Source organism: Clostridium sp. CTA-1 (assembly GCF_054768215.1).
The window spans coordinates 71627-83934 of sequence record NZ_BAAAAP010000014.1 but is presented as its reverse complement, the minus strand read 5'-3'; the positions used below and the strand labels follow the sequence as shown (position 1 = coordinate 83934).

Below are 12308 nucleotides of genomic sequence, written 5' to 3'. Positions count from 1 at the left end.
TCATTCCATTTCTAATTTAAATTCATAATCTTTTACTTTTATTAAATAAAATTTATTATCAATTTCCTTAAAATCACAATTATTTGTTTTAGTTATTTTTTTATCACTTCTTAAAATATAATACATAGTGCCTTTGAAATTTTTACAATATCCATTAATAGAATTATCATTATATTCAAAAGCTATATCACTATCTAAATATTTACTTAGTTCTATACCACCATTTGAAATTGTCATACTGTTTAACCAATCAAAATTGGTATATACGTCTTTCATCATTTTATTATATTCAGTACTCATTTTTTCCCAATTCATTCCTTCACTTCTTTCTGGATCTAAAACATCATCTGGATGAACAAAATGTGAAAAAACCCCATAAGCCATAATTCCATTATAAATATCAAATTTTTTTTCTTCTGTGTATCCATAACCTGAAGAAAATCTTGGAATACTTAAAATCCCTTGAGAATCTTTTGAAAATTCTTGTACACAATGCACATCATCCTTATCACTATCCCCTTCTAGAACTGATGCTATTACTTTAATATCTGGGAAAACCTTTTTTAATGCCTCCTTACCCTTTTTATCAATTATATTGGAAGGTGGGACATAACTTCTAAATTTATAATTCGGGAAAACAGACTTTAAATAATTACTCACTTCTTCAAGAGCTTGTACCATTTTTTCTTGACTAGGCCAAATCTTATATTCTGACTCTACATCTTTAATTTTTTCATCTGAAAAAAGTGGTTCATGATTATATCCATGAAGACCTATTTCTCCACCATTTTTAATTACCTCATATCCTAATTTAAAAAGAATATCCCTATTCTCTTTACTTCTAGCTTTATCAAAATTACCATTTACCAAATCATTATAAGATTCAATATAATAAGTTGAATACTTGGCATCATAATTTTTAGCACTTCTTAGCATAGTCGGCCACCAAATTTCTGTATAAAAATCACTTGTATTTCTTCCATATTCTGAATATATTTTTTTATTATAACCTTCTGGAATAGGACAAGGAAAATCATCTATAAAATTTAATTTCATGTTCATAATAGGATAAATAAACCCTGATTTTATTTTACTTAACAAGCCTACAAACAAACCCCTATATTTCTTATATTGAAAAAGATCCCCATTAGTAAATAATATTCTCCCATTTCCTAAGGACTTTTCCCAAATTATAGGTCTGTTATTTTCAGAAACCGCATGAACAATACAATTTTTATCAACTTGAGCCTGAACAGATGAAATCTCTGCATTAGGGTTAGAAACCCCATTACCTTTAAAAATCAGATCATTTGTTAATTTAATCCCTTTAATATTAGTGATTTCTCTGTATTCATAAATTCCCACTTCCCTACTAATACCTTCAAGGCCACTATATGTTTCAGGTGTCACTGCAAAAATAACAGTACCTCCATTTTTAACATATTGAAATAATTCATTAAAAAATTTAAATTTATATAAATATTGAAAATCTATTATTACACATTTATATCCCTTAAAAGAAAAATTATTATCTGTATTTACTTTATAATCAACCTTCTTCTTAATAGATGAAAATACTATGCTTAAATTTTCTTTTATCTTGACACTAATCTCTTCCCCTGGGTTATATATAAAAAGGTATTTTTCATTATTAGCATTACTAATACTACTATACTTATTAGATGTCTTACCATCCTTACTGTTGTAATCTTTGTATACATCTGTATTTTCAACATTTCCTAAAATAAATTCTAGTCTAAAAACAAATAAACCAAGGGCTAGAATCAATAAAACTATAACAAATCTAATAAATAACTTATTATTATTCATTAAATTTCTCCTTCTAACCAAAATTTAATAAGATTTAAAGAATCTTTATTTAATATAACATTAGATTCCTTAAGCTTTTCTAATACTTTATTAAATTTAGTTCTATTTTTATTAATAAAATAGATTTTCATAATTAATAAATATGGTTTTTCAGATTTTTTAAATTTTTCAAAGTATCGATTGCAATATTCTATAGCTTTTTTAAATTCTTTTAATAGAATATAGCAGTTTATAATTTCTTCATATAGATATTCATCTGATTCGTCTATTTTAATGATCTTTTCTAATAATTCTATATATATATATAGGTTCTTTTGATATGCGCTCTTATCTAATAATCCACTATCATTATATTTTTTTATCGCATCTGCATATTCTTTTATTACAGTTAAATCAGTTTTATTCTTTTCATATCTTTCTTCAAACTCTTGAATTTCTAAAGTAAGTTTACGTTTCACCTCAGTAACTGCTGTAGCAGCATAATGTGATGTTTCTGTATCTTCATCCTTAAGTGCTTTTTTTAAAAAACCTAAATATTTATATGGATCACTCTTTAAAACATTAATAATAAGATCTTGCTTAATTTTTTCATCATTAAGCACAAGGGCGTCCTCTACTGGAATAACATCCATTTTCTTGCTTAAATAAAATGGTTTTGATGTTAATTCATCAGATTGACTATAACTATCTTTTTCTAATTCTGAAACCTTAAATTTGCTAGTAATTTTTTTTCTATAATAAATATTCATAATATAAAATACGCTCCCGAAAAAGGGTAGACAAATCATTATTATAAATCCAATAAAGTATTCTTCTTTTTTTTTCACTTTTGCAAAAAGAAAAATTATTAAGGAAAAAATGATATTAATTAAGTATATCTTAAACATATAGGCACTCCTCATTATATTCTTCAGCTTGTATACCTTTTTCATTTAATCTTTCTACTATTAAGCCACTATCAGATTTAGAAGCATTTGATAAAATCAGAACTAAGTCATCATGTGACGTCATTCCTATATAATCACTTTGCCTAATTGTTTTAAATATTAAATGAGATAAACTATTAATATCTTTATCTTTATTTTTAACTTTTAACATAATAAATTCTGATTTATTCTTCTCCATTTCATCTTTTTTAATATTTTTTATATTTTCAAAGAACTCTCTCTTTAAAATAGGCGTATTTTCTATATATCTTTTATCTCTTATAGCTTGTTCATATTTATATGCTTTTAAAATAGCTGCTTTAATTAAGCCTGTAACCACATTTATCAAATTTATAAAATGCAATGTTAATCTTTCAAACTTAACCGAATTAATCATTATTAAAGCAATCGGAGTACCATGCTGATCATTTATTGGAGAAATAAACATTGGAATATCCCTATGAAGATTTTTATTTACAAACAATTCACCATTAAATATATTAGTTTTTGCTTCTTTTAAATAGTCTAATGTGATTGTCTTAGGCATATTAATATCATTCTTCCCCTTTCTAACAATTAATCTTAAATATTTATTGTTTTTATCCATTGAGTATATTGATACATCCCCTACCTTCAAAATCTTTTCGATTACTTCAACTGCCTCACTATAAACATACTGTGATTCCAAGCTATCTAATTTCTTAATAATTCCATATATCTTTCCAAAGCTATTTTCTGAATTTACAACTTGATCTTGCAGAACTGACTTTTCTTCAAGTATTTCATTATATATATTTTGTAATAAATCATACTCACCTTTTAAAGACTCAACAATTCTCTTTTGTGACTGCTCTTTTTTCAAATATCTTTCAAAAATATAACTAAGGATAACCCCAACTAATATATACATACCAATTTTAAAAGCAAAATTAGTATCTAGAGGTAACGTAAAAACAGATCTTCCCTTTAAAATATTTTCAACAGTAACTAAAATGCTAGTTAATGTAGTTGCAATTATTGTTTGCTTTCCTCCATGTGTTAATCCTATTATAAAAATATAAGCAAGTTTTAAATCCATAGTATTTTCAAGATATTCTCCATTTTTAAAAGTAGTCAAAACTATTATTAGAATAAATAATGCTATATTTTCAATATAGGGTATACATTTTTTTATTTTATCATCATATTTTAACTTTTTTTTTTCCGTATTGTTTTCTTCAACTTTATAATTAGTTGAATACCAATCAAATGTATTTTTTATACCTTGTTCTAGTGAAACCATAGGTATCCATCCCAGTGCTTTCTTTATTTTGGTGTTATCTAGACTGGAATGTTTAATATCTCCTTTTCTATCTTCTTTTTTAATAATGCCCTTTATCTTTTTTAAATTGTTTAATATTTTAATTAAATTATTTAAGCTTGATCTACTATTAGTAGAAAGATTATACACTCCAAAAGAAATATTACTTTCAGCTGCTTTAAATAATGCATCTGTCAAATCTGATACATAGATAAAATCTCTTGTTTGCTCTCCATCACCATTTAAAGTAATTTCTTGATCTTTAGTTATATTATCCATAAAAATGGAAACAACTCCACCTTCTCCTATAATTCCTTGTCTTGGTCCATATACATTTGAAAATCTAAAACAAATAGTATCCAAACTATATATTTCATTCCATTTTTTACAATATCCTTCTCCCACATATTTACTTATACCATAAGGTGATAATGGTTCGGCTATCTCTTTTTCTGTAAGAGGTATATTTTCATTATTACCATAAATTGCTGCCGAAGAAGCAAAAATAAATTTCTTAACCTTATACTTTGTAGATAATTCAAGCATATTAACCAAACCTAAAATATTTGTTTTAGTATCTAAAAACGGGTCTTCTAAAGAGGTTATTACATTAATTTGCGCAGCTAAATGAACCACAATATCAAAGTTATTGTTCTTAAAAACAAATTCACATCTTTTATCTTCAACATCAAATTTATAAAATTTATGTTTACAATTTACATTTTCAAGTTTTCCTGAAGACATATTATCAATGATAAATACTTCATATCCTTCCTTTGCAAACCTTTCTACTACATGTGAACCAATAAAACCATATCCTCCAGTTACCAAAACTCTCATAAATCATCCCTCCAAAAAATTCCATTATGTTAAGTTATATAAATATTAATATTTTCACTATGAAAAACTATAAATTTAATAGAATAATAATAAAGCAAAAATGGAATTCCATTATGTCGATTCTCTCAAGTTATATAAGTTTAGACAAATAGACTATTGAAAAGAGAAATGTAATCTATAATTGCCTTTTAGCTTCGTCAATTAACTTAGCTTATATAATATCCTAGATATGTTAAATTTGTTTGTAGACAAATTTATAATTGAGATTTGCTAACACTATAACAGATATGAATTTGTCACAGATATATTGCCATAATATACTCAAGCAGTAGTTAAAATTTTAAATAATACGAAGCATACTTAAATAGATCCAATGTGAAATTATAATTATAATAATTTAATAATGCATTTAAATTTTAATATAAAGATAAAAAGGTATTTAATTTATTTTCAAATACAAATAACTCAATATATTTATTTATCCTTAAATTTAAAATAATGAATTATCCAATAATCTTGTCCCAATTAAAATTATTAGTTTCTTTAAAAATAAAATTAGTTTTACCGCCTTGTTTATTACTGCTTAGAAATTAATAAATAGCTTTATTAATCTGCCAAAATTATATTTATTCATAGCCTATTTGTCACTAATCAAATTAGCTAAACTTATACATTTTTCAAAGAACCTGAAATTTTGCCAATAGTTAAGATATTTTTTAATAATAACTTAACTACATCAAAATTTGCACAAAAAAACTATACCATAAATTTCTTTTGGCGTCAAAAAAAACTTTTTAAATCATTTTTTACCTTTATTTATCAATATATTACAAGGAAATATACGGTTTTATTCTTTTATAATTTTATAGATTTTATCCTAAAGCTAAAATATTTTTTAGAATTTTCTCATGGAATTTATTGTAAAATATACATTTAAATACATATAATAAATATTTTAAATATATATTTTTATATCTTTCCTCCGTCATTTTCAATATAAAAAAAACTTTTTTTAATATACTGTGAATATAATTCATTCATATATTTTAATTTTATTAATTTTCTAAATATACATAAAAAAGTGTATATTAAAGATATTTACTTTCAAAAATAAAAAGAATATATCTACTATATAGAGAATGCCTATATAGTAGATATATTCTTTTTTTAAATTATATTTTTATAAATTAATTTGAATTTCCTAAAGTATTAAAATTAAATACATTTTATTTTGAGAAATCATCTTTGGATTAACTTAAATTTTCAATTCTTATAACACTTTTTATCTTGTCTACTACCTCTAAGTGTTTTATTTCTTCTATGGATTTATTTATATTTCCTTCCAAAGTATCATAAGTTACCAACACTATGGATACAAAATCTTCTTTTTTAGGTTTCTGTATAAAGGATAGAATACTTACCTTATTTTCTCCTAATATAGCAGTAATTTTTGCTAAAACTCCTGGTTTTTCTTTTACAGAAATTCTTAAATAATATTGAGATTTAATACTTTCTACTGGTGCTACCTCTTTATTATTATAGTTTTTATCTATTTGAGGCACACCTTCATTTCTTACAACAGATATTATATCGCCAACCACTGCACTACCTGTAGGAAGTTCTCCTGCTCCTCTTCCATAAAGCATTAAATCGCCAACTGCATTACCTTTAATAAAAATTGAATTAAAAGAATCATTAACATTGGCCAAAGGATGAATTGATGGTATCATTGTAGGATGAACCCTAAGTTCAAGCTTTTCATTAATTTCTTTAACTATAGCTAATAGTTTTATAACATATCCCAATTCCTTTGCATATTCTATATCCTTTGCTTTTATCTTAGTTATACCTTCTACATATATATCTTCTACATCTACATTTGTTTCAAAGGCTAAAGTAGTTAAAATAGCTAATTTATAAACTGCATCATATCCTTCTACATCAGAAGTTGGATCTGCTTCTGCATATCCCTTTTGCTGTGCTTCTTTAAGTGCCTCTTGAAAGCTCATACCTTCTAAAGTCATTTTAGTTAGTATATAATTTGTAGTCCCATTAATTATACCTACAATTTCCTCTATTTTATTTGCAGTTAAACTTTCATTTATACTATTTATTACAGGAATTCCTCCAGCTACACTAGCCTCAAAATTCACAATTACCCCCTGTTTTTCAGCCTCTTTAAAAATTTCTTTACCATTAGTTGCAATAAGCATCTTATTAGCAGTTATAACATGCTTTTTATTCCTTATAGATCTTAGTATATATTCTTTAGCAGGCTCTAGCCCACCTATAACCTCTACTACAATTTTTATACTATCATCATTAAATATTTCTTCCACATCTGTAGTTAATAATTCTTTAGGTACTTCTATTCCTCTTTGTTTATTTATATCTTTTACCAATATTTTTGATATTTCTATATCATAACCGGCTCTTTTAATTATAGCTTCTTTGTTTGTCTTTAATATATTCCAAACACCTTTACCTACATTTCCTAATCCTAATAACGCAATTTTAACTTTTTCCACAATTTTTGCCCCCTTTTTTTTGCAAACAGCTTTCTAATTTTTAAATTCTTTTTTCAATCTACTCTTAAATTAAAAATCCTTTTAAATCACATATTTTCCCTTATACAAAACATCAAATAATTTCTATTTTAAAATTGATTTTATTTTGAAAATTACTTTTCTACATTTAACTTTATTACCATGTTTCTCAAAACTATATCAATTTATAAATTATTTATAATAAAAACTTTTAAAAATATCATACATAATATAAGAGTTTAACTTTATAGAACTTAAAGCTTTTTAAAATTAATAATATTATTAATACTGATATAATAAGTTTTTCTAACATTTCTACATAAATTTATAAAACTAATTTATAAAAGCTTTATATATGCCCCTTACAGCCTTTTCAAAATCATCATTTTCCACACCCACAATAATATTTATTTCACTAGAGCCTTGATTAATCATTCTTATATTTACATCGGCTTCTAAAAGTCCTTTAAATATCTTTGCAGATATTCCCTTAGTTCTATTCATTCCATTCCCCACTGTGGCAATCAGCGCCATATTAACATGAACTTCTAAAGAATCTGGGTTGCACTGTCTTTTAATTTCCTCTAGTATAATATCTAACTTATTGCCAAGCTGACTATCTTCTATTACTAATGATACAGAATCTATACCTGAAGGAATATTTTCAAAGGCTACTCCATTTTCTTCTAATATAGATAAAAGTTTTCTACAAAATCCTAATTCTGAATTCATAAGCATTTTGTGTATAGCTATAACTGTAAATCCTTTTTTACCTGCTATGCCTGTAATAGATCCAGTATAATTTAAAGCTTTATCATCATCCACAATTAATGTACCTTTATCCTCTGGTTTATTTGTATTCTTTATATTTATAGGAATTTTTACATCTCTTACAGGAAATATGCTCTCTTCATGAAGGACCTTTGCCCCCATATAAGAAAGTTCTCTAAGTTCCTTATAACTTATTATCTCTATAGGTTTCGGATTATCTATAATATTAGGGTCCGCAACTAAAAACCCTGAAACATCTGTCCAATTTTCATAAAGACAAGCATCCACAGCTCTAGCTACTATAGCTCCTGTTACATCAGAACCACCTCTTGAAAAAGTCTTTATAGTTCCATTAGGTAGTGATCCATAAAAACCTGGTATAACAGCTTTTTTTACGTTCTTAATTTTTTCTTTTATTGCTTTTTCTGTTTTTTCTAAATCTAAACTTCCATATTTTTTGAAATGTATAATATCGGCTGCATCTATAAATTCATAATTTAAATAATCAGCTAAAATTAATCCGTTTAAATATTCCCCTCTACTAGCTGCAAAATCTCTTGAAGCACCTACTTCAATTTCCCCCTTTATTTCTTCTAATTTATTTTTTATATCTACTTTAACCTGTAGTTTCTTTGCCAAATTTAAATATCTTTCCTCTATATGTATAAATACATCATCAAAAGATATACCACTTTCTCTATGTGCATGACATAAATATAAAAGATCTGTTATTTTATAATCCTTTTTAAATCTTTTACCTGGTGCTGAAGGTACTATATATTTCCTGTTTTCATTATCATAAACTATATTTTTTACCTTTCTAAACTGTTCACTGTTTGAAAGCGAACTTCCTCCAAACTTAGCTACAACTACTTTTTCCATTTTATTTTAAGCCCCCTATATATGAATTAGTGAGTAGTGGATGGTGGCTAGTAAATAGAATATTAAAACTTATTTTACCACCTAGTACCAACTACTAAGTATAATTTAAAAATTTTATGTTATTTTTGCAACTACTAACACTATATTTTTCTTTTAAAATTATAAATATTGCAATTATTGTGCTTAAAAGTACTTAATTTCTTTTTTAAATTTATTTACTTTAACACTAATTATTGTTTATTATAGTTCCTATATTATCTATCTTAAGTTCCCTAACTTCCCACTTATTTTTTAAAGTATCTAGAAAAACTTTAATATTTTTTGAAAAATAATTTTCCTCTTCTTTAATCATAACCATAATTGTTGGACCTGCTCCACTTAAAAATACCCCTAAGGAATTTAGTTTTTCACACTGTTTTTTTATTGAATAAAAATTTTCTATAAGTTTTGCTCTATAATCCTGATGTAATTTATCCTTACAAGCATGTTTTATTAAATGAAAATCACCATTGTTCAATGCAGATACCATAAGTGCAGTTCTTCCTACATTAAATATTCCATCTTTATAATCTATACTTTTAGGAAGCACTGTCCTTGCCTTCTCTGTAGATAAAGTAAAATCTGGTATAAGTGCACAAAACTTAATCCCTTCACTTACCTTTACTTTACTATAAATTATCTCCTTATTATCAGATATGGAAACAGTCATCCCCCCACAAAAGGCTGGATTTACATTGTCTGGATGGCCCTCCACTTCCACTGCTAAATCTAAAAGTTCTTTTTTATTTAAAACCCTACCAGCTAATTCATTGGCAGAAACTATACCTCCTACCACACAGGCAGCACTACTTCCAAGACCCCGAGATACAGGTATATCACTTTCCATTTTTATCCTTAACCCAGTAGGTTTGTATCCAATTTTATCAAAACACTTTTTCATAGCTACATATATTAAGTTGTCCTCATTTTTAAATTTGTCCTCACAGCCTTCAAAAATAAGTCCCTCTTTAATTTCTTCTACAAAGAATTTATTATACATATTTACTGCTACACCTAAACAATCAAAACCTGGTCCTATATTTGCACTTGTAGCAGGTACTCTAACTTCTATCATTTTAATCACCTATATCCCTAAAAAATTTTTAATTACTTTTTCCATTTCATCCTTTTTACAAGTGACCTTATGACAAATTTCTTTTTCCTCTAGTCCTTCTAATCCTTTAGGCAACTTTAAATTTAATTTATCTGAAAATAAATTAACTAATTCAAAATCTGAGACACTATCATTTCCTATATTTAATACTTCATTTATACTCCTTGGAAATTTAAATGGGCTTGCAGTGGATGCTATTATAGTAATCCTATGGTCTCCTGTTTTATTTTTATATTTTTCATAAACCTCATATGCTACTGCAGTATGAGTATCTATAAGATAATCAGAACTTTCATAAACCTTTTTAATAGTTTTAAGTGTATCATCTTCACTTGCAAAATCTCCATATAATATATCTAATCTTTTCTTCATTTCCTCTGTTATCTCATATTTACCCTTTTCTTTAAGTTCTGTCATAAGATTTCTTACAAGACGTGAATCTCTTCCACTTATTTCATACAAGAATCTTTCCAAATTACTAGATATTAGAATATCCATAGAAGGAGAGTTAGTCACAGAAAAATTTCTTCTTCTATTGTAGATTCTAGTATTTATAAAGTCTGTTAACACTTTATTTTCATTGGATGCACAAATTAATTTTCCAACTGGTATTCCCATATTCTTGGCATAAAAAGCCGCTAGAATGTTACCAAAATTTCCTGTAGGAACAACTATATTTATACTTTCTCCTTCCCCTACTTTTTTATCTTTAAGTAGGTTTACATAAGAATAAACATAATATACTATTTGAGGCACTAGTCTTCCTATATTTATAGAATTGGCAGAGGAAAAGATATAACCATTTTCATTCAGTAACTCATTAAATTCCCTATGGCTAAATATTTCCTTAACTCCACTTTGAGCATCATCAAAATTTCCCTCTATACCTACTACAAAAGTATTTTTTCCCTCTTGTGTAATCATTTGTCTTCTTTGAATTTCACTTACCCCATTTTTAGGATAAAACACTACTATTTTTGTGCCCTCTACACTATCAAATCCCTCTAGGGCAGCCTTTCCAGTGTCTCCTGAAGTAGCTGTTAATATAACTATGTCTTTAGTTATATTCATCTTTTTTGCTGAGGTTTTTAAAAGGTGAGGAAGTATACTTAAGGCCATATCCTTAAAAGCTAATGTTTTACCATGATAAAGCTCTAAAAAATATGCTCCTGCCTTATAATTTAATGGTGCTATAAGAGGATTTTCAAACTTACTATTATAGGCTCTATTTATACATTCCTTAAGTTCCTCTTCATTAAAATCATCAAAATATTTTTTCATAATATAAAATGCTAATTCTTTATAATTCATGTTTCCTAATTCTTTAAAACTCTTATCTATTTTAGGAAACTCTTGTGGTACATATAACCCTCCATCTTCAGCTATTCCTCTAATTATTGCCTCTGATGCTTTAACATTTTTTCCTTCTCCTCTGGTACTTTTATAAAACAAATTATTAGCCCCCTTTTAATGAAATATATCTTAATATGCTTTATTCCATTTTCTATTTTTTCCTGTTTTGTTAATATTAAAGTTATAACATATATATTATATTGTCTTTGATATAAAGTCAAGTGTTTTTATATAAAATACATTTTTTTAAATTTACTTATAATTTATTAAATATATAAAAAATAAAAAGTGTAGCTATTTTTAATAACCACACTTCTTCATATTATTATTCCTAATTTATTATTGTTGTATTACAAGTAATTCCCAAAACTCCATATCAATTATCATGTCTATAGCAAGTGGTTGTGAAACCACCAAATACACCAATGAAAAGATGGGAGTAGAAAAACTAGCTCTAAATATGTTTGATATTGATAAAACACCAGATCAATCACAAATTAGTGAATTAATTAGACGATTTGATTCTGATAGTATACATCAAGTAACATATATTAATCATCATCTTTTTATGGAGATTAGAAAATGTTGAAAATCTCTCTTCAATTCCTAAACTAAAGTTCATTACTAAAGGATACTATACTATTAAAGCTAGTAATCCTGCAAAACATTACCTTATTCAAAATATACTCACGCCGATAATGCTGCTT

Annotated in this window: 8 protein-coding genes; 1 reads left to right on the top strand and 7 read right to left on the bottom strand. The window is 26.1% G+C overall.

Going from position 1 to position 12308, the window contains the following annotated elements:
• The 7 genes from ACYUEW_RS12585 to thrC all read right to left on the bottom strand — a co-directional run bounded on the left by ACYUEW_RS12585 (position 1) and on the right by thrC (position 11700).
• A complete protein-coding gene (locus ACYUEW_RS12585) occupies positions 1-1830 on the bottom strand; it encodes a DUF2194 domain-containing protein (protein WP_460276888.1) in 1830 nt (609 codons plus the stop codon).
• Positions 1830-2579: a tetratricopeptide repeat protein gene (locus tag ACYUEW_RS12580; RefSeq protein WP_460276887.1), complete on the bottom strand. Its 750-nt coding sequence runs from the start codon at positions 2577-2579 to the stop codon at positions 1830-1832. The genes ACYUEW_RS12585 and ACYUEW_RS12580 overlap by 1 nt, the downstream gene beginning before the upstream one ends.
• A gap of 130 nt (positions 2580-2709) precedes the next feature.
• A complete protein-coding gene (locus tag ACYUEW_RS12575) occupies positions 2710-4896 on the bottom strand; it encodes an NAD-dependent epimerase/dehydratase family protein (RefSeq protein WP_257412170.1) in 2187 nt (728 codons plus the stop codon).
• Positions 4897-6146: 1250 nt separating this feature from the next.
• Complete coding sequence (locus tag ACYUEW_RS12570) at positions 6147-7424, bottom strand: homoserine dehydrogenase (RefSeq protein ID WP_460276886.1); 1278 nt, start codon at positions 7422-7424, stop codon at positions 6147-6149.
• 351 nt (positions 7425-7775) lie between these two features.
• Complete coding sequence (locus ACYUEW_RS12565) at positions 7776-9095, bottom strand: aspartate kinase (protein ID WP_460276885.1); 1320 nt, start codon at positions 9093-9095, stop codon at positions 7776-7778.
• Positions 9096-9321: 226 nt separating this feature from the next.
• Positions 9322-10209, bottom strand: coding sequence for a homoserine kinase (gene thrB, locus ACYUEW_RS12560; protein WP_045885415.1), 888 nt, complete (start codon positions 10207-10209; stop codon positions 9322-9324).
• Between the two features lie 9 nt (positions 10210-10218).
• Positions 10219-11700: a threonine synthase gene (gene thrC, locus ACYUEW_RS12555; RefSeq protein ID WP_460276884.1), complete on the bottom strand. Its 1482-nt coding sequence runs from the start codon at positions 11698-11700 to the stop codon at positions 10219-10221.
• Positions 11701-11986: 286 nt separating this feature from the next.
• Here thrC and ACYUEW_RS12550 point away from each other — a divergent pair, with 286 nt between their 5' ends.
• Positions 11987-12190, top strand: a complete 204-nt coding sequence (locus tag ACYUEW_RS12550) for a hypothetical protein (RefSeq protein ID WP_460276883.1) — start codon at positions 11987-11989, stop codon at positions 12188-12190.
• Positions 12191-12308: the final 118 nt, after the last annotated feature.

Bases quoted from the DNA above. Each gene is read 5' to 3' on its own strand.
- ACYUEW_RS12585 (WP_460276888.1), bottom strand. From the start codon at position 1,830: ATGAATAATAATAAGTTATTTATTAGATTTGTTATAGTTTTATTGATT.
- ACYUEW_RS12580 (WP_460276887.1), bottom strand. From the start codon at position 2,579: ATGAATATTTATTATAGAAAAAAAATTACTAGCAAATTTAAGGTTTCA.
- ACYUEW_RS12575 (WP_257412170.1), bottom strand. From the start codon at position 4,896: ATGAGAGTTTTGGTAACTGGAGGATATGGTTTTATTGGTTCACATGTA.
- ACYUEW_RS12565 (WP_460276885.1), bottom strand. From the start codon at position 9,095: ATGGAAAAAGTAGTTGTAGCTAAGTTTGGAGGAAGTTCGCTTTCAAAC.
- thrB (WP_045885415.1), bottom strand. From the start codon at position 10,209: ATGATAGAAGTTAGAGTACCTGCTACAAGTGCAAATATAGGACCAGGT.
- ACYUEW_RS12550 (WP_460276883.1), top strand. From the start codon at position 11,987: ATGTCTATAGCAAGTGGTTGTGAAACCACCAAATACACCAATGAAAAG.